The 17611-nt window shown below is 70.2% G+C and carries 18 protein-coding genes; 13 read left to right on the forward strand and 5 right to left on the reverse strand.

Features of this window, described 5'->3' with window-relative positions:
- Positions 1–2: 2 nt before the first annotated feature.
- Positions 3–389 carry a YciI family protein gene (locus Q9R08_RS02650; protein ID WP_308866270.1) on the reverse strand — a complete coding sequence of 129 codons (387 nt, stop codon included), beginning with the start codon at positions 387–389 and terminating at the stop codon, positions 3–5.
- 233 nt (positions 390–622) lie between these two features.
- Between Q9R08_RS02650 and Q9R08_RS02655 the strand changes: the two genes are divergently transcribed.
- The 3 genes from Q9R08_RS02655 to Q9R08_RS02665 all read left to right on the forward strand — a co-directional run bounded on the left by Q9R08_RS02655 (position 623) and on the right by Q9R08_RS02665 (position 3005).
- The gene (locus tag Q9R08_RS02655) at positions 623–1021 is read left to right on the forward strand and encodes a hypothetical protein (protein ID WP_308866271.1); all 399 of its coding nucleotides are present in this window, start codon (positions 623–625) and stop codon (positions 1019–1021) included.
- 71 nt (positions 1022–1092) lie between these two features.
- Positions 1093–2364 carry an HNH endonuclease signature motif containing protein gene (locus Q9R08_RS02660; protein ID WP_308866272.1) on the forward strand — a complete coding sequence of 424 codons (1272 nt, stop codon included), beginning with the start codon at positions 1093–1095 and terminating at the stop codon, positions 2362–2364.
- A 143-nt stretch (positions 2365–2507) separates the two neighbouring features.
- Positions 2508–3005 carry a hypothetical protein gene (locus tag Q9R08_RS02665; protein WP_308866273.1) on the forward strand — a complete coding sequence of 166 codons (498 nt, stop codon included), beginning with the start codon at positions 2508–2510 and terminating at the stop codon, positions 3003–3005.
- Positions 3006–3032: 27 nt separating this feature from the next.
- Here the strand turns inward: Q9R08_RS02665 and Q9R08_RS02670 are convergent, their stop codons facing one another.
- On the reverse strand, positions 3033–4355 hold the full coding sequence (locus Q9R08_RS02670; protein WP_308866274.1) for a M20/M25/M40 family metallo-hydrolase: 1323 nt from the start codon (positions 4353–4355) through the stop codon (positions 3033–3035).
- Between the two features lie 144 nt (positions 4356–4499).
- On the opposite strand from Q9R08_RS02670, the gene Q9R08_RS02675 reads away from it, so the two are divergent.
- The 7 genes from Q9R08_RS02675 to Q9R08_RS02705 all read left to right on the forward strand — a co-directional run bounded on the left by Q9R08_RS02675 (position 4500) and on the right by Q9R08_RS02705 (position 13896).
- On the forward strand, positions 4500–5258 hold the full coding sequence (locus Q9R08_RS02675; protein ID WP_308866275.1) for a Pr6Pr family membrane protein: 759 nt from the start codon (positions 4500–4502) through the stop codon (positions 5256–5258).
- 201 nt (positions 5259–5459) lie between these two features.
- On the forward strand, positions 5460–6194 hold the full coding sequence (locus Q9R08_RS02680; protein ID WP_308866276.1) for a Pr6Pr family membrane protein: 735 nt from the start codon (positions 5460–5462) through the stop codon (positions 6192–6194).
- A 103-nt stretch (positions 6195–6297) separates the two neighbouring features.
- Positions 6298–7740, forward strand: coding sequence for an argininosuccinate synthase (gene argG / locus Q9R08_RS02685; protein WP_308866277.1), 1443 nt, complete (start codon positions 6298–6300; stop codon positions 7738–7740).
- Between the two features lie 52 nt (positions 7741–7792).
- Positions 7793–8452, forward strand: coding sequence for a TetR/AcrR family transcriptional regulator (locus Q9R08_RS02690; RefSeq protein ID WP_308866278.1), 660 nt, complete (start codon positions 7793–7795; stop codon positions 8450–8452).
- Complete coding sequence (locus tag Q9R08_RS02695; RefSeq protein WP_308866279.1) at positions 8449–9189, forward strand: hypothetical protein; 741 nt, start codon at positions 8449–8451, stop codon at positions 9187–9189. The genes Q9R08_RS02690 and Q9R08_RS02695 overlap by 4 nt, the downstream gene beginning before the upstream one ends.
- Positions 9186–11039, forward strand: coding sequence for a YhgE/Pip family protein (locus Q9R08_RS02700; RefSeq protein WP_308866280.1), 1854 nt, complete (start codon positions 9186–9188; stop codon positions 11037–11039). The genes Q9R08_RS02695 and Q9R08_RS02700 overlap by 4 nt, the downstream gene beginning before the upstream one ends.
- 193 nt (positions 11040–11232) lie before the next feature.
- Complete coding sequence (locus Q9R08_RS02705) at positions 11233–13896, forward strand: penicillin acylase family protein (protein WP_308866281.1); 2664 nt, start codon at positions 11233–11235, stop codon at positions 13894–13896.
- A gap of 175 nt (positions 13897–14071) precedes the next feature.
- On the opposite strand, the gene Q9R08_RS02710 is transcribed toward Q9R08_RS02705, so the two are convergent.
- A complete protein-coding gene (locus tag Q9R08_RS02710; protein WP_308866282.1) occupies positions 14072–14269 on the reverse strand; it encodes a hypothetical protein in 198 nt (65 codons plus the stop codon).
- Positions 14270–14289: 20 nt separating this feature from the next.
- Positions 14290–14733: a VOC family protein gene (locus Q9R08_RS02715; RefSeq protein WP_308866283.1), complete on the reverse strand. Its 444-nt coding sequence runs from the start codon at positions 14731–14733 to the stop codon at positions 14290–14292.
- A gap of 131 nt (positions 14734–14864) precedes the next feature.
- On the opposite strand from Q9R08_RS02715, the gene Q9R08_RS02720 reads away from it, so the two are divergent.
- The gene (locus tag Q9R08_RS02720) at positions 14865–15413 is read left to right on the forward strand and encodes a CGNR zinc finger domain-containing protein (RefSeq protein WP_308866284.1); all 549 of its coding nucleotides are present in this window, start codon (positions 14865–14867) and stop codon (positions 15411–15413) included.
- A gap of 53 nt (positions 15414–15466) precedes the next feature.
- On the opposite strand, the gene Q9R08_RS02725 is transcribed toward Q9R08_RS02720, so the two are convergent.
- Positions 15467–16138, reverse strand: coding sequence for a TetR/AcrR family transcriptional regulator (locus Q9R08_RS02725; protein WP_308866285.1), 672 nt, complete (start codon positions 16136–16138; stop codon positions 15467–15469).
- A gap of 58 nt (positions 16139–16196) precedes the next feature.
- Between Q9R08_RS02725 and Q9R08_RS02730 the strand changes: the two genes are divergently transcribed.
- Positions 16197–17054, forward strand: coding sequence for an SDR family NAD(P)-dependent oxidoreductase (locus Q9R08_RS02730; RefSeq protein WP_308866286.1), 858 nt, complete (start codon positions 16197–16199; stop codon positions 17052–17054).
- 56 nt (positions 17055–17110) lie between these two features.
- Positions 17111–17530: a GNAT family N-acetyltransferase gene (locus tag Q9R08_RS02735; protein ID WP_308866287.1), complete on the forward strand. Its 420-nt coding sequence runs from the start codon at positions 17111–17113 to the stop codon at positions 17528–17530.
- Positions 17531–17611 lie beyond the last annotated feature (81 nt).

Genomic DNA, 17611 nt, shown 5'->3' on the forward strand with positions numbered 1-17611 from the left:
CGTCATTCGCCCGCGCGCGATTGCCGTTCGATGATCTCCGAGACGTCCGACGGGAATCGGTGCACCTCCTGCGGCCAATCCAATGAGACGGCCAGTCGCCCTGCCCAGTAGCGTGCGGCCTCATCGTCGGGCACGTCCACGACGGTGAATCCGCCGAGATGCTCCTTGCTCTCGACGAACGGCCCATCGGTGAAGACCGGCTTCCCGTCCTTGCTCACGACGCTGCAGACCGCGGTCGAGGCATCGATACCCCCATCCGCGTAGAGGAAGACCCCCGCCTCCTTCATGTCGTCGAGTACGGCTCGCGAGGCCTTGCTCTTCGCTCGCAGTTCGTCGGGGGTGTGCTGGGGCACCCACTCGTCGTTGAATGCGATCAGATACTTCGTCACTGTCGTCTCCTCTCATCGGGACGGGAGCCATGTCGCGGCTCCTCGGTCGCGGCGACCCGCACGGGGTCGCACACCTAATCCACGAACGGCGACGCTCGGATACGACACTATCCCCGGGGCTTTTTTCCGGGGTTGGTATTCATCGGTCGGGGGCAAGTTTCAGGCGGATACGCGGTGCATGCGGCGTTCGGATGCCGGGGGCTCCTCCGCGCGCTCGTCAGTAGGCTGACCGGGTGAATGCGCCGTCGACGCCGAACTCGCGGACCTCTCGTGGCGCGCGCGAGGGCTTCTGGATTCTGGCGTCGCTCGGCATCTTGGCGCCGGTCGTCGCGTGGTCCTGGTACGGACTCGCCCAGTTCGAGGCGCAGACCGAGGAGAGCAAGGCACTCGCCGCCGGCACGACGATGGCCGGCTTCGCGGAGGTCGTGGGCGGGGTTCCGCTGATCGCCGCTCACCTGGTCGGGCTCGCCCTGCTCCTGGTGCTCGGGTGGAAGGGCTATCGCGAGCGTGGCATCGTGTTCGCCATCGTCGCAGTCGGCGCCGCTTCCGGGATCGGCATCGTCGTCGCGCAGCTTCTCTGGGCCGGTGAGCTGTTCCAACTCGGGATCGACAACATCACACACGTTCCGTGAGTCGCCGTCGGGCGAGCAGCTCGGCGGTGCTTTCCATCCGGAATGTCGTAGGTATGTTCTAATCTTGAGGTATGTTCATCGACCCCGAGATCCCTCACCAGGTGTTCCCGGATGATATCGATCTGGTCGTCGAGGCAGCCGACATGATGACGATGCTCGCGGCGCAGCGGCTCGAGCGGATCGATGCGATGCGACGTGAGGCGCTTCGCGACGCGACGCACAACGGCCGGGTTCTGACGGAGGTCGTGGAACGGGGAGTGCGGCTGGAGCTCGCGGCTGCTCTTCGGATCACCGAGCACGCCGCGGGCGAGCTGCTGAGCTTCTCCGAGGCGGTGGTGCACTCCTACCCGGCGGTGCTGGTCTCGATGGAGCGGGCGCGGATCACCGAAGTCCACGCGCAGATCCTGGTCGCGGCGATGAATGAACTCGAGCCGGAGTTCCGCGCGCAGGTGCTCGAGCCGGGCATCGCGCTGGCGGAGTCGGAGGCGGTCGGCACCTTCCGCCGCAAGCTGCGCACGCTGATCGACAAGGTGCGCTCGGCCACCCTCACCGAACGATACGAGCGGGCTGTGGCGAGGCGACGGATCGCGGTCGAGCCCGACGATGACGGAATGGGATGGGCCCACGTCTACGCACCCATGGTCGCGATCCACGCCGCGGTCTCTCGGGTGACTTCGATGGCGAAAGCCATCAAAGCCAGCGATGGAGACACGCGCACCCTCGACGAGATCCGTGCCGACGTCGTCCTCGACCTTCTCATCGACGGCGCCACCGAGATTCACCCCGACCACGCCCGCGGTGTGCGGGCGACGGTGTTCGTCACCACCCCGGTTCTCGCGCTCCTCCACGATTCCGACGCCTCCCGCGCCGCTGCGGGGATCGACCCGCCGGTCGTGGAAGGGATCGGACCGATCCCGCTGCCCGTGGCGCGGGAACTCGCGGGCGGTGCACCCGGGTGGACGCGAGTGCTCACCCATCCCGAGACCGGCATGGTGCTCTCCGTCGGCCGCGATCAGTACCGGCCGCCACCCGCACTTCAGAAGCTCGTGAAGTGGCGTGCCGATCGATGCATGGGGCCAGGCTGCGGGATGCCGGCCTCCCGGTGCGACATCGACCACCACGTCGACTGGGCTCTCGGCGGACGCACGGAGCTCACGAATCTCGGACCGCTGTGCAAAGGCCACCACACGGTCCGACATCACACCGACTGGACGATCGAGCACGTCGCCGACTCGGGCGGCGCGATCCGATGGACATCACCCTCCGGCCGCCAATACCTCGTCAAACCAGAGCGCTCTGTCCCCGTGTTCCGCTCCACGGACAGCCGTGACGCGCCGTTCTGAGCGCACCATCGCCGCGACCGTGCTGACGCGAGCGCGGTCACCTCGTGCTCGCCCGGCGTGACGACCTCCTGCGGCCGGTGCCCGACACCGACACCGACACCGACACCGACGGTGGGTCCGGCGCGTTCGCTAGCCTGCTGTCGATGATTCTTGATCTGGAGACGTGCGGCGCGAACGCCGTGACCTGGGCGCTCGGGCACGCCGGCTCGACCGAGTACACGACGCGCTGCCTGGCGTTCGTCGAAGACGCGATCGAGCGCTCGAACGACCTCGAGATGTTCGGCGGCGATGACGCGGCCGAATCGGCTCGGGTCTACGCAGCATCGGTGAACACCGGTGAGCCGACCGTCTACGCGCTGGTCTTCTACGAGAGCGTGGGCGAGCTGTTCGGCGAGCGGCGCGACTGGGGCCACGTCGGCCTGAGCCTCGGACACGGTCGAGTCGTGCACGCGTGGGACCGGGTGCGCGTCGACGACTACCGCGACCTCGAAGCGCTGACGCCTGCGCCAGGCTGGGAGCCCCTGCGCTGGGTCGGCTGGGTGCCACTCGCCCGTGCACTCGAGGGTGCACAGCCGCGCGTGTGGGGCGAGGATGCCGCCACGGCAGCCATCCGGATGCAGGCGGAACGCTTCGGCGGCTGACGAGCGTCAGGCGAGGCATCCGTCGTTCTAGGCGGTCTGCAGGATGCGCTCGGTGACGCGTGCCGAGAAGTGCAGCGCGTCGACCGGGACGCGCTCGTCGGCCGCATGGAACTGGGCGAACACGTCGAAGTCGCGGGGCACCCGCAGCGGCACGAACCCGTAGCCGTGGATGCCCAGCTTCGCGAAGTGCTTGTTGTCGGTGCTCGCCGGCAGCAAATACGGCACGACGAGACCGTCGGGATCGTCGACCGAGATCGCGTCCTGCAGGATGCCGATGATCGGGGCGTCGACGGGTGCCTCGGTCGCCGACCACCAGCGCCCCTCCCGAATGTCGATGCCGTGGCCTACGACCTCGCGAAGCTGCGCGCGCAGCGCGTCGTCCTCCCCCGGCAGGATGCGGATGTCGAGGCGAGCCGACGCGTCGGCCGGGATGATGTTCGTCTTGTCACCCGCCGCGAGCACCGTCGGCGTCGCGGTGTTGCGGGTCGTCGCGCCGACCAGTGACGACACGAACCCGAGGCTCTCGAGGTCGGCGGCGAGCGACTCGTCGGTGAACGCCAGCCCGCGCGCCTCGCCGAACACGTCGAGGAACCGCTGCAAGGCAGGAGTGCGCACCACGGGGAACCGGTGTCCGCCGACCGCCGCGACGGCCTGGGCGAGGCGCACCACGGCATTGTCGTCGGTCGGCCGCGAGCCGTGCGCGGCGTGCCCCCGGGCGCTGAGTGTCGCCCAGGCGACGCCCTTCTCGCTCGTCGCGACGAGGTACGCCCGCCGCGCATCGGCCGGGTCGGCGGCCAGCGGCACGGAGAAGCCGCCCACCTCGCTCAATGCCTCGGTCACTCCGGCGAAGAGCTCCGGGCGGTTCTCGACCAACCACCCCGCACCCCAGACGCCGCCGCTCTCCTCGTCGGCGAGGAACGCGAACACCAGATCGCGTCGCGGCACGATGCCCTCGCGTGCGAAATGGCGGGCGACGGCGAGGATCGTTCCCGCGTAGTTCTTCATGTCGACGGCGCCGCGGCCGTAGAGGAACCCGTCCTCGATCTCGGCGCCGAACGGATGGTGGGTCCAGTCCTTCTCGTCCACCGGGACGACATCGAGGTGCGCGTGGACCAGCAGGGCACCGGCATCCCGATCGCTTCCGGGGATGCGCGCGATGAGCGACCCGCGCCCGGGGCGCGACTCCACGAGCTCCGAGGCGATACCGGCCTCGGCGAGGCGCCCCTGCACGTACTGCGCGGCACGGGTCTCGCCGTCGCCGATGGTCGCGAGCACTCCGGTGTTCACCGTGTCGATCCGGATCAGCTCACGTACGAAGAGCAGCGCCTCGTCCTCCAGCAGCGTCGACACGGGACCCTCCTCCAGCTCGGGCGGCGGACGTTCCGCCGCGCCCGAGGGTAGCCCGATGAGCGGCCGCTGCGGCGACACCCGCGCCACGCCGAGTCACACCGCGACACGACACGACGCGCAGACACCGCTCGGTATGGTGTGCGCATGACGCGTTCTCGGACATGGGCGACGGCGTGGGCAGTACTGAGGCTGGCGATGGCGGCGGTCACCGTGACGGCGATCACGGCGCAGCTGTCGAAGTCGATCGGCACGGCGGCCGAACTCGGCCGCGACGTCACCACGACGATCACGAACTTCTTCAGCTTCTTCACGATCCTGTCGAACGCGCTCGCGGCGATCGTGCTCGTATGGGCAGCGGTGTGGTACTTCGCGCGCGGACGCAGAGCGGTCGCCGAGCCCCCGGCGCTGGCCGTCGCTCTCGCGTGCGCGAGCACCTACATGATCATCACCGGGATCGTCTACAACGCGCTGCTGCGCAACATCGAACTGCCCCAGGGCAGCGCGCCCATCCCGTGGTCGAACGAGGTGCTGCATCTGATCGGCCCGCTGTTCCTGCTGGCGGATGTCTTCGTGGGCCCGTTGCGTAGGTCGCTGCCGTGGCGGAGCCTGTGGGCGGTGGTCGCCTTCCCGATCGTCTGGGTGGTGTACACGATGATCCGCGGCCCCCTCGTCGCCAACCCCGTTTCGGGCGACCCCTTCTGGTATCCGTATCCGTTCCTGAACCCGAATACCCCGGGCGGCTGGCTCTCGGTGATCGTCTACGTGATCGGCATCGCGCTCGCGATCGTCGCCGTCGGAGCGTTCGTCGTGGGGTGGGGCCGGCGGACCGGTACCGCCGACACGGATGCCGGTACGGCGACGCGGGCGGCGGCATCCGTCCCCTCCGAGGCCCTGTCGGAGTGACGCGAAACGTCCGTTGGGAGCCGTTTGTGCGTTCTGTTCCCGGAACGGCGGACACGTTGTAGCTTCCTGACAACACGCTCATATCGGCGCGTGCTTTCCACACCCTGCCTTCTCATAGGTTTCCGGGCCGTCGGTATCGGCGGGAGTACATCTGTGCTCGGGGACATCGACACGCAATCGCGTGTTGACGAAGGGGGAGACATGTACTGGTCATGGTTTCGAATCGTCGCGGCGATCACCGGATTCTCGGGGGTCGTCGCGGGATTCATCGTCAACGTCGACCGCGCAGCGCGCCAGGGGCAGGGCCTCGGCGACGTGCTGGCGAACTACTTCAGTCTGTTCACGATCGCGTCGACACTGCTCGGCATGGTCACGCTGCTCATCGCCGCCTCATGGGGGATGCGCCACCCGGGCACAGGGCGCGAGCCGCTGGGCATCGCGCTCGCCTTGGCGGCCGTGACGGGACCGGTGCTGCTGCTCGGCCTGGTCTACAACGTGCTGCTGCGCGGCTTGCCCGCGCCGGTCGCCCTCGGCGACTCGGTGGGCATAGCGATGCTCGACACCTACGCCGCAGAGGTGCTGCACGTCGTGCTGCCGATCTACTTCATCCGCGACCTGGTCCTGGCACCGCGCCGGCGTGGGCTGCCGTGGTGGTCGCTCGCCGTGCTCGTCGGCTACCCGCTGAGCTGGACCACGTACACGATGATCCGCGGCGAGCGCGTCGCGAGCCCTGACGGCACCACGGCATGGTGGTACCCGTACCCGTTCCTCGACCCGCACGGCGCAGGCGGCTATTCGTCGGCACTCATCTACATCAGCGCGATCCTGGCGGGCTTCCTCGCGATCGGCAGCGCGATCATCGTGATCGGCCGCTACCGCGAGCGGCGCGCGACCCGCCACGGCGCACCCGCCGCGCGGGGCGCGCTGCCCATCTGAGCCGGCCAGCGGGCCGCGCGGGGCGCGCTGCCCATCTGAGCCGGCCAGCGGCAGAAGGACGCCCGGCCGGGTCGCGCCGCATCCCTTAACTAGACTTGACGGCATGTCGAAGGTCCTTCAGTCCCTGCCCGTCGGCGAGCGCGTCGGCATCGCCTTCTCAGGGGGCCTTGACACCTCCGTCGCCGTCGCGTGGATGCGCGACAAGGGCGCGATCCCCTGCACCTACACCGGCGACCTCGGCCAGCCCGACGAGGACGACATCGACGCGATCCCGAGCCGCGCGCTCGAGTACGGCGCCGAGGTCTCGCGGCTGGTGGACTGCAAGCCCGCGCTCGTCGAGGAGGGCTTCGGCGCCCTCGCGTGCGGCGCGTTCCACATCCGCTCCGGCGGCCGCACCTACTTCAACACGACGCCCATCGGCCGCGCCGTGACCGGCACGCTTCTCGTGCGCGCCATGAAGGAAGACGGCGTCGACATCTGGGGCGACGGCTCGACCTACAAGGGCAACGACATCGAGCGGTTCTACCGCTACGGCCTGCTGGCCAACCCGGCGCTGCGCATCTACAAGCCGTGGCTCGACGCCGACTTCGTCACAGAGCTCGGCGGGCGCCAGGAGATGAGCGAGTGGCTCGTCGAGCACGGCTTCCCGTACCGCGACTCGGCGGAGAAGGCGTACTCGACCGACGCGAACATCTGGGGCGCGACGCACGAGGCGAAGACGCTGGAGCACCTCAACGTGTCGCTCGAGACCGTCGAGCCGATCATGGGCGTGCGGTTCTGGGACCCGTCGGTCGAGATCGAGACCGAGGACGTCACCGTCACTTTCGAGGCCGGCCGCCCGATCGCCCTCAACGGCGTCGAGATCGCCGACCCGGTCCAGCTCGTCTTCGAGGCCAACCGCATCGGCGGCCGCCACGGCCTGGGCATGAGCGACCAGATCGAGAACCGCATCATCGAGGCGAAGTCCCGCGGCATCTACGAGGCGCCGGGCATGGCGCTGCTCTTCATCGCGTACGAGCGTCTGGTCAACGGCATTCTGAACGAGGACACGCTCGCTACGTACCACGAGCAGGGCCGTCGCCTCGGCCGCCTGATGTACGAGGGCCGCTGGCTCGAGCCGCAGTCGCTCATGCTGCGCGAGTCGATCCAGAAGTGGGTGGGCTCGACGATCACGGGCTCCGTCACACTGCGCCTGCGCCGCGGCGAGGACTACACGATCCTCGACACGAGCGCCCCGCGCCTGTCGTACCACCCCGACAAGCTGTCGATGGAGCGCGTCGGCGACGCCGCGTTCGGCCCCACCGACCGCATCGGCCAGCTCACCATGCGCAACCTCGACATCGCCGACTCGCGCGTGCGGCTCGAGCACTACGCCGCGGCGGGCATCATCGGCGGCGCGACGGGCGAGCTCGTCGGCCACCTCGCGCAGGGCGAGGCCGGCGAGATCACCGAGCACGCCGAGGAGTACAGCGCCGAGCGCGAAGAGCTCGCCGAGGCGACGGATGCCGCGAACGAGGCATCCGCGTTCGACCTGGGAACCGACTGAGTCCTGGCGCCATAACTTGCACAGTGTTGTGCAAGAAAACTAACGTGGAGGCATGACCTCTTCGATCGACGCTGCGCGCCGTCCGCGGCGGGACGCTCTCGAAAACCGCGCCGGCATCCTCGCCGCAGCGCACGTCGCCCTCGCGCACGACCCGCGCGCGTCGGTCGACGCGATCGCCCGACAGGCGGGACTCTCGCGACGAGCCCTCTACGGCCACTTCGACGACCGCGACGCCCTGGTGCGCGAACTCGTGGCGCAGGGCGCGGAGAGGTTCAACACCGTCGCCGTCCAGATCGACGACGCCGACCCGCGCCTCGCCCTCGCCCGCCTCGCGGCGGCGCTGTGGACCGAGGCCTCCCACGTGCAGGTGCTCGCCGCGATCGCCCTCGACGAGGCCCACCTCGAAGAGACGGCGACCGCACTCGCTCCCCTGCGGCGCACCGTCGTGCGCATCGTGCGCGAGGGCCAGGATGCCGACGTGCTGCGCACCGATGTCGCCGCGCCCACGCTCGCCCGGCTCGTCGAGGAGACCGCCCGCACCGTGATCACGCGCATGGACGCCTCGTCGCCGAGCGCGGGCGCCCTCGCGGTGCGGGCGGTGCTCAGCATCGCCGGACTCTCGTGGCGCGAGGCCGCGGCACTGCTCGAGGAGCATCCCGACCTCCTCGCCCCGTCGGCGAGGTCCACCGCCGCCGAGGCGGTGACCGAGTGAAGGTCGAGCTGGATGCCGTCGGCAAGGGCCGCCGCGAGCACGCACTGCCCGTGACCTCCGCCGTCTTCGAATCGGGCCGCGTCACGCTCGTCGCCGCCGAGACCGAGCAGCGCCCCACCGTGCTGGGGCTCATCGCCTCGGGCCGGATGCGGCCGGACACCGGACGCGTCGCCATCGACGGGCGCTCGGCGGCTTCCCGCCTGCGCCGCCGCGTCGCCCTCGTCGACGCCCCCGAGGTGTCGGAGCCGGAACCGAACGTCACGCTCGCCGGCGTCGCCGCCGAGGAGCTCATGTTCGCGGGCCGCCGGTCGGACCCGATCGCGGTGCGACGCTGGCTCGACGAGCACGCGCTCGGAGAGGCGGCATCCGTGCCCGTCTCGAACGTCGATCCCGCCGACCGCGTGCGCGCGCTCTGCGAGCTGGCCGTGCTGCGCACGGGCATCGAGGGCATCGTGCTCGTCTCGCCCGACCGCCACGGCGGACTGCCCGCCGCGTGGTGGGCCATCGCCGAGGAATTCGGCGCCCGTGGGCTCGCGGTGCTCGTGATCGCCGGCCAGGCCTCGCGATCGGTGCTCGACGGCGGCGCGCCGGACGCGTCCACCGCCCCCAGCGCCCCCACCACCCCGGCGCGCGAACCGCTCGGCACCCGCCGCGCACCCGGCACCCGCCGCGCACCCGGCGCACCCGGCATCCGACTGCGTCGTTTCACCGCACCGTCGAAGGGTGGCCGGGCATGAAGGTCCCGCAGATGATCCTCGCGGAGCTCCGGCGCCTCGCCTCGACGCGCATGTCGCTCATCGCGCTGATCGCGCTGATGGTCGTGCCGATCCTCTACGGCGGCCTGTACCTGTGGGCCAACCGCGACCCGTACGGTCAGCTCGACGAGGTGCCGGTGGCGCTCGTGGTCGCCGACACCGGTGCCGAGCTCAACGGCACGCAGCGCGACCTCGGCGACGAGGTCGCCCAGGAGCTCATCGAGGACGGAACCTTCGACTGGCACCTCGCCACCGCCGAAGAGGCGGACACCGGACTCGACGACGGCACCTATGACTTCGCGATCGAGCTGCCTGCGGACTTCACCGCCGCGATCGCCTCCATCACGACCGGCGAGCCGCGGACGGCAGACATCGTGCTGCATACGAGCGACGCCAACAACTACCTCGCCTCGACGATCGGCACGCAGGCGGTCGAGCGCATCCAGACCACGATCACCGAGAAGGTCGTGGCCGAGGCGGGTCTCACCATGCTCGACGCGCTCGACACCATCCGCATCCAGCTGACGGATGCCGCCACGGGCGCCTCCCAGCTGGTGGACGGTCTCACGCAGGCAGACGACGGCGCAGGGCAGCTCTCCGCGGGCGCCGTCCAGCTGGCCGACGGGACCGCGCAGCTGCGCGACGGTGCGGCGCAGCTCTCCGCCGGCGCCTCCCAGGTCGCCGACGGCGCTGCCCAGGTGGCCGGCGGCACCGCACAGCTCGATGCGATCGCCGACCGGGTCGGTGCGGCATCCTCCGACGCGGTCTCGACGCTCCCGCAGGTGCGCAGCGACATCGCCGCGACGCTCGCCGAGGCGGGTGTCGACCAGGCTCGGATCGACGAGGTCCTCGCGAAGCTGGATCCTGTGGGCGACCGGCTGGACGCGGTCGACGATCGCGTGCAGGGCGCCGTCGCCGAGATCTATCGGCTGAACGACGGCGCCCAGCGGGTGTCGACAGGAGCCGCGAGCGTCGCCGCCGGCTCGGCGACCCTGGCGACGGGCACGGCGACCGCCGCCGACGGCGCGGCGCAGCTGCGCGACGGCGCGGCGACGCTCGACGACGGCCTGACACAGCTCGAAGACGGTGCCACGCAGCTGCGCGACGGCCTCAACGAGGGTGCCGCCCAGCTGCCCTCGTTCGACGCGGCGACCCGCCAGGCGCAGGCCGACACGCTGGCCGCGCCCGTCGAGATCGAGCGGTCGTCGCTCACGCAGGCGCAGAACTACGGCGCGGGGCTCGCACCGTTCTTCGCCGCCCTCGCCGGGTGGATCGGCATCTACGCGCTGTTCCTGATCGTCAAGCCGGTCTCCAAGCGCGCGGTGACGGCTCTCCACTCACCGATCCGCATCACGCTGGCGGGGTGGGCGACGCCCGCGCTCCTCGGCGGTCTGCAGATGGTCGGGCTCTTCGGGGTGCTCGCCCTGGCGCTCGGCTTCTCGTTCGCGCACCCGCTGGCGACGCTCGGCATCCTGCTGCTCGCCAGCGCCACGTATGCGGCGATCGTTCTCGCGCTCAACGTCTGGCTGGGGTCGGTCGGGCAGTTCCTCGGCCTCGTGCTGATGGTGCTGCAACTGGTGACCGCGGGCGGCACGTTCCCCTGGCAAACGCTGCCGGCGCCGCTGGCGGCGCTGCATCACGTGCTGCCCATGGGCTACGTCGTCGACGCGATGCGGCAGGTCATGTACGGCGGCAGCGCCGACCGGGTGTGGCTCGACCTCGCCGTGCTGCTGACCTGGCTCGTCGGCGCAGGGGTGATCGCGGCCGTCGGCGTCACCCGCATGACGCACTTCCGCACTCTTCGCGATCTGCAGCCGAGCGTCATCGGCTGACGGATGCCGGGGCCGACGGACCGTCGAGGGGTTCCCCGGGGCCGATCCGACGGCAAAAGCGAGTGCGATTCGGCGTGGGGCGCGGGTCGGGGCTAGCATGCGGAGCGGTGCCTGTGCTACCCGAATGCGCAGGGACCGGATGCCGCGGTACCTGGCACCGCGTTCCCCCCACCCTCGCCCGGAAAGCCCTTCAATGCCGAAGCCCCAGCCCTCGCCCTACGCCGTCGACGACACCGCTCCCCGTCGATCCGTGGGGCGGACTCTCGGCATCACGCTGTTCAGCATCCTCGCCGGCATCGTCGTGCTCGCCCTCGTCGCGGTCGGCTTCATCGCGTTCACGGCACAGCGCTCGTTCCCCCAGCTGAGCGGCGAGGCGAGCGTGCCCGGCCTCGAGGCGGAAGTGACCGTGCAACGCGACGTGCTCGGCATCCCGACGATCACCGCCGACTCGTCGCACGACCTCTTCTTCGCGCAGGGCTACGTGCAGGCCCAGGACCGGTTCTGGGAGATGGACTTCCGCCGGCACGTCACGAGCGGACGCCTCTCGGAGCTCTTCGGCGAATCGCAGCTCGGCACCGACAAGTTCCTGCGCACGCTTGGCTGGCACGCCACAGCGGAGCAGGAGGTGGCGGCGCTCAGTGCGACCGAGCGGGCGTACTACGACGCCTACGCCGACGGGGTCAACGCGTACCTCGCCGAGAACCAGGGGGCCGACGCGTCCTTCGAGTACGCGATCCTCGGCCTGCAGAACCCCGAGTATGAGATCGAGCCGTGGACGCCCGCCGACTCCGTGGCGTGGTTGAAGGCGATGGCCTGGGATCTCCGCAGCAACATCGAGAACGAGACCGAGCGCGCGGTCCTGGCGGCCGACCTCACGGAGGCGCAGATCGACGGCCTCTATCCGGGCTACCCCTTCGACCGGAACCCCGTGATCGTGCCGAAGATCTCGACGGTGCCCGCCGTGGGCACCGCTCCCGACGTCGCCGCCGAGGGCGACACCGAAGGGGACGCCGCCGAGACCGAGGGCGACGCGGCAGGCGATGCCGCAGGCGACTCGGATGCCGCCACCGCCGCCATCGAGTGGACCGAGGCCGACACCGTGCTCGACGCCGTGAGCGACCTCGTCGGCGACGCGGGCGAAGGCATCGGCTCGAACTCGTGGGTCGTGTCGGGCAGCGTCACCGATACGGGGATGCCGCTGCTCGCGAACGACCCCCACCTCGGGGCATCGCTGCCGAGCGTCTGGCACCAGATCCAGCTGAAATGCTCCACCGTCACCGAGGAGTGCCCTTTCGACGTCGCCGGCTTCGGCTTCTCGGGACTGCCGGGCGTGGTCATCGGCCACAACGACCGCATCGCGTGGGGCTTCACCAACCTCACCACCGACGTCACCGACCTGTACGTCGAGAAGATCGACGGCGACTCGTACTGGTACGACGGCGCACTGGTCCCGCTCGAGACGCACACCGAGACGTTCAAGGTCGCCGGCGGCGAGGACGTCGACCTCGAGGTGCGCTCGACGGTGAACGGCCCCATCGTGTCGGGGCTCACCGACGACTTCACCGCGATCGCCGACAACCCGTACACCGGCACCGCCGGAACGGTCGCCGCGCCGGCCGGCGCGCCGGACGGCGAGTATGCGGTCAGCCTGCGGTGGACCGCGCTGCAGCCCGGGACCACGGCATCCGCCATCTTCGCCCTCAATACAGCGAAGGACTTCGATGATTTCCGCGGGGCCGCCGCCCTGTTCGACGTGCCGGCGCAGAACCTGATCTACGCCGACGTCGACGGCAACATCGGGTACCAGACGCCCGGCAAGCTCCCGATCCGCGGCGCCGGGGACGGCTCGCTGCCGCAGCCCGGGTGGGACTCGGCGTACACGTGGCAGGGCTACATCCCGTTCGAGGAGCTGCCCGTCTCGTACAACCCCACCGAGGGCTACATCGTCACGGCGAACAACGCGATCGTCGCCGCCGACTACACCTACCCCCTCACGAGGGACTGGGACTACGGCTGGCGCGCGGCGCGCATCGACGAGCTGATCCAGCGCGCGATCGCCAAGGGTCCGGTGACCGCCGACGACCTGAACGCCATCCAGGCCGACAACTACTCCTTCATCGGCATGCGCCTCACGGCGGCCTACGCCGACATCACCACGGGCGATGACGACACGGACGCGGCCCTCGCCCTGCTGCAGGAATGGGACGCCCAGAACGGTGCCGACTCCGCGGCCGCCGCCTACGCGAACGTGCTGTGGGACACCCTGGTCGAGAACGTGTTCGTCGACGGCCGCGAGAACGCCGCCCCGCTCAGCGGCCAGGGCCGGCTCTTCCTGGTCGTCGACGCACTGCTCGATGACGACGCGTCGCCGTGGTGGACCAACGAGGAGCTGGGCGTGTCCGGCATGACCGACATGCTGAAGCGCTCGGCGATCGACGCGTACGAGCGCGTGGTCGATGAGCAGGGCGACAACCCCGCGCGCTGGAACTGGGGCTCGCTGCACGCTCTGCCCCTGACCAACGGCAGCTTCGGCGAGTCGGGCATCGCGCCCATCGAGTGGCTTTTCAACCGTGGCCCGTACCCGGTCGGCGGCGGCTCGTCGGTCGTCAACGCGACCGGCTGGGACCTCGGCTCGAGCTTCGCGACCGTCACCGTGCCGTCGATGCGCATGATCGTCGACCTCTCGGACTTCGACGCCTCGCGCTGGAACCAGCTCACCGGCGAGAGCGGCCACGCGTTCCACACGAACTACACCGACCAGGTCGAGTCGTGGCAGAAGGCAGAGCTCACACCCTGGGCGTTCTCGTCGAAGGCGGTCGACGCGGCCACCACCGACACCCTCGTGCTGACGCCCTGACCGGGCGGCCGGCGTTCACGAGATGGTCCGCGTGATCGCGTAGCCGTCCGCGCGCAGCGCCACGGCATCCGTCATATCGGACCGACGGCCGGCGTTCACGAGATGGTCCGCGTGATCGCGTAGCCGTCCGCGCGCAGCGCCACGGCATCCGTCATATCCGACCGACGGCCGGCGTTCACGAGATGGTCCGCGTGATCGCGTAGCCGTCCGCGCGCAGCGCCTGGGCCATATAGGCGGCGTACCACTGCGGCCAGTTCTCGTCGTAGACCGATCCGAGCTCGTCGCGCTCGTAGCGGCCGTGGGCCTCCGCGGTGCGCGTCAGCAGCTCGCGGAGGAAGGTCTCGGCATCCGAGACCGGGGCTTCACCTGCCATCGTCGGACTCCCTTCGCGGATCAGCGGCCGGGGGCCCTCGTGACGATCTGCTGAAGCACCCACCCGTTGCCGTCGGGGTCCGAGAACGACGCGTACGTGCCGTAGCTGTCGGCAGCCGGGTGCGGGCCCGCGACGCGGTTGTCGGTGCCGGCCCAGTGGAAGATGCCGTCGGCGTCGTGCCACAGGTCGCTGACCTCGGCGCCGCGCTCGAGCAGCTGCTCACGCGCCTCGGCGATGTCGGTGGTGATGAGGTGCAAGCCCTGGGTCGAGCCCGGTTCCGCCGTCGTGAGCTTCTCACCGAGGATGATCGACGCCGCCGATCCGGGAGGCGTGAGCTGCACGACCCGCAGGCCCCGCTCGGAGCGGAAGTCGGCGTCCAGCCGGAAGCCGAGCTGCTCGTAGAAGGCCCTCGATCGATCGACATCCGAGACGGGGATGACGACGACTTCGAGCTTCAGGTCCATGGGATCCTCCTCTGTCAACGACCGGCACGTCACCGGTCTGAACGGTGACCATCTTGCACCTCTTCCCATCACCTGTCAAACAGGTGACGCAATTCGACCCGCATCGGTGTGTCACCTGTCAGAATGGTGATGTGATTCACGCCTTCCCGTGCGGCACGCTCGCCCTCGACTTCGTCGGCACCCTGCGCGCGCGTCGCAACGCCCGCCCCACCGAGAAGCTCGACGCGCCCTCCGACCTCGACGCATGGTTCGTGGAGTCGGGGCTGGTTCCGCGCGCCGCGGCATCCGGGCCCGCTGATCTGGACGCGGCAGTCGAGGTGCGCGAGGCGATCTACGCGCTCGTCTGGGCGCGGCTGCACGAGCGCCCGCTGCCTGCGGACGCGGTCGCGACCGTGAACGCCGCCGCTGCGGCCCCGCCGCTGACGGCCGCACTGACGCCGGACGGCTGGTCCCGCTCGGGGACTCCGCGCCAGGCGCTCTCGCACATCGCGCGCGAGGCCGTCGAGATCGTCGGCGGCGATCAGTCCGCGCTGCTCCGGGAGTGCGCGCGACCGGAGTGCACGCAGGTGTACCTGGACACGTCACGTGGTCATCGCCGCGAGTGGTGCTCGATGTCGACCTGCGGCAGCCGCATGAAGGCGAAGGCCTACCGCGAGCGCCGCAAGGCCGACGCCGCCTGAGGCGTCCCGCTCGAGCCCGGCGCCGCCGGAGGCGTCCCCCTGGAGCCGTCACGCTAGTCGCCGACGAATCCTCGAAGCATCGCGGCGATCATCCGCTGCAGGCGCGGCTCGATGTCGAACAGCGCGTGCCCGAGCCGCGGGTCCGCCCGGTACAACTCGGCCACCTCCGCGCCGGGAGTGGCGATCTGCCAGAACGCGCCGGCCATCGCCGTGGCCGCAGCGACGACGTCCACACCCTGCTCGGCGGTCAGCCGCGGGAGCGCCGCGCGCATCGCTCCGACGATGCGATCGAGCTGCGCATGCGTCACGAGCTTGAACCTGCGCACCGCGTCCACTGAGACGTTGCGTTCAAGATTGAGCGGCGCCTGCGCCAGCAGGTCGCAGAACGTCCCGCGTCGCGCCAGAGTCGCCGCCAGGTCGGCGGCGACATCCTGAGACGTACGCCTGCCACCCCGCTCCAGCGCGGCCACGAGTTCGTCCGCCCACGAGGTCCACTCGGCGGCGGTGACCCGCAGGAAGATCTCCTCCCGCGTCTCGAAGTACCGGAGCATCGCGGACTTGTGCATGCCCACGGCGGCGGCGATGTCGGTGAGCGTCACGTCACGCACCCTGTCGCGCGCGGCCAACTCGCGCGCGGCATCGAGGATGGCGGTCTCACGCCGGTCCTTCGCCTCGCGGCTCCGCGCGCGCTGGAAGCGGGCATCGATCGACGGCGTTCCCGACATGGGTCCATCGTAAGGCAACACGGTTGCATTATTAACGCAACCGTGTTGTACTAACCGCATGTCATCCACGTGGTTCATCACCGGTTCCTCTCGCGGCTTCGGTCGCGCACTCGCCCGCACCGCGCTCGCGCACGGCCATCGCGTGGCGGCGACCGCACGTCGCCCCGGCGACCTGAGCGACCTCGCCGACGAGTTCGGCGACCGCGTTCTCACCCTTCCTCTCGACGTCACCGATCCGTCAGCGGTGGCCGACGCGGTCGGCGAGGCTCACCGCACGTTCGGGCGACTGGACGTCGTCGTCAACAACGCCGGCTTCGCCAACGTCGCCCCGGTCGAGACCGGCGATCCCGAGGACTTCCGCACCCAGTTCGAGACCAACTTCTGGGGGGTCTACAACGTGTCGCGGGCCGTCGTGCCGATCATGCGTGCACAGGGCGAAGGCCTCATCATCCAGTTCTCGTCCATCGGGGGTCGGGTCGGCGGATCCGGCGGGATCGCGTCGTACCAGGCGGCGAAGTTCGCCATCGACGGGTTCAGCCGCGTCCTGCGCACGGAGACCGAGCAGTTCGGCATCCGGACGCTCGTCGTCGAGCCGAGCGGGTTCCGTACCGACTGGGCGGGCAGCTCCATGACGGTCGCGGCCATGCCCGACGAGTACGCGGCGCTGGGCGCGCGGTACGCCGGCTCCGCCGACGAATCCTCGCCCCTCGCGGCCGGCGATCCCGACAGGGCGGCCGAGATCCTGGTGGCGCTGGCGTCGCGGCGGGCGCTTCCGCACAATCTCCCGCTCGGCGCGAATGCGGCGGACCTGGCGGTGGCCTACGGCCGGCGGCAGCTCGAGAGCGACCTGACCTGGAGCGCCGTCAGCCGCTCGGCCGACTTCGGCGAAGAGTTCCCCGTCCCGTTCCCCGATTGAGCGCACGCGACGACCGACGCGATCGCCGGCCGGCCGGCCGGTGCGAGGATCGGGGCATGACTGTTGAGATCACGGCGGAGATCCCGTCGGCGACCGAGCTCGTGGAGCTGTACCGGGCCGTCGGGTGGACCGCCTACACCAACGACCCCGAGGGGCTCGTCGACGCGATCAACGGCTCCTTCGACGTGCTCACGGCGCGCAGTGCGGACGGCGAGCTCATCGGGCTGGCGCGGACCGTCTCGGACGGCCGGACCATCGCCTATCTCCAGGACATCCTCGTGGCACCGGACCACCATCGCCGGGGAGTCGGCGGAGCGCTGCTGGACGAGGTCCTCCACCGGACGCGCCACATCCGGCAGCTGGTGCTGCTGACGGATGCGGAGGACGCACAGCGGGCGTTCTACGAGTCGCGGGGGTTCGTCGAGGCACACGACTTCACCCCGAATCAGCTGCGATCGTTCGTCCGCATCGGCTGATGTCAGACCAGGGGTGCGCACCCGATCGAATCGGACCGCGATAGTCGGGCACGCGCGGGCGACGGCGACGAGGCTGGATGT

It is taken from the genome of Microbacterium psychrotolerans (assembly GCF_031085295.1).
Classification (GTDB): domain Bacteria; phylum Actinomycetota; class Actinomycetes; order Actinomycetales; family Microbacteriaceae; genus Microbacterium; species Microbacterium psychrotolerans.

Bases quoted from the DNA above. Each gene is read 5' to 3' on its own strand.
- Q9R08_RS02660 (WP_308866272.1), top strand. From the start codon at position 1,093: ATGTTCATCGACCCCGAGATCCCTCACCAGGTGTTCCCGGATGATATC.
- Q9R08_RS02665 (WP_308866273.1), top strand. From the start codon at position 2,508: ATGATTCTTGATCTGGAGACGTGCGGCGCGAACGCCGTGACCTGGGCG.
- Q9R08_RS02675 (WP_308866275.1), top strand. From the start codon at position 4,500: ATGACGCGTTCTCGGACATGGGCGACGGCGTGGGCAGTACTGAGGCTG.
- Q9R08_RS02680 (WP_308866276.1), top strand. From the start codon at position 5,460: ATGTACTGGTCATGGTTTCGAATCGTCGCGGCGATCACCGGATTCTCG.
- argG (WP_308866277.1), top strand. From the start codon at position 6,298: ATGTCGAAGGTCCTTCAGTCCCTGCCCGTCGGCGAGCGCGTCGGCATC.
- Q9R08_RS02690 (WP_308866278.1), top strand. From the start codon at position 7,793: ATGACCTCTTCGATCGACGCTGCGCGCCGTCCGCGGCGGGACGCTCTC.
- Q9R08_RS02700 (WP_308866280.1), top strand. From the start codon at position 9,186: ATGAAGGTCCCGCAGATGATCCTCGCGGAGCTCCGGCGCCTCGCCTCG.
- Q9R08_RS02705 (WP_308866281.1), top strand. From the start codon at position 11,233: ATGCCGAAGCCCCAGCCCTCGCCCTACGCCGTCGACGACACCGCTCCC.
- Q9R08_RS02710 (WP_308866282.1), bottom strand. From the start codon at position 14,269: ATGGCAGGTGAAGCCCCGGTCTCGGATGCCGAGACCTTCCTCCGCGAG.
- Q9R08_RS02715 (WP_308866283.1), bottom strand. From the start codon at position 14,733: ATGGACCTGAAGCTCGAAGTCGTCGTCATCCCCGTCTCGGATGTCGAT.
- Q9R08_RS02725 (WP_308866285.1), bottom strand. From the start codon at position 16,138: ATGTCGGGAACGCCGTCGATCGATGCCCGCTTCCAGCGCGCGCGGAGC.
- Q9R08_RS02730 (WP_308866286.1), top strand. From the start codon at position 16,197: ATGTCATCCACGTGGTTCATCACCGGTTCCTCTCGCGGCTTCGGTCGC.
- Q9R08_RS02735 (WP_308866287.1), top strand. From the start codon at position 17,111: ATGACTGTTGAGATCACGGCGGAGATCCCGTCGGCGACCGAGCTCGTG.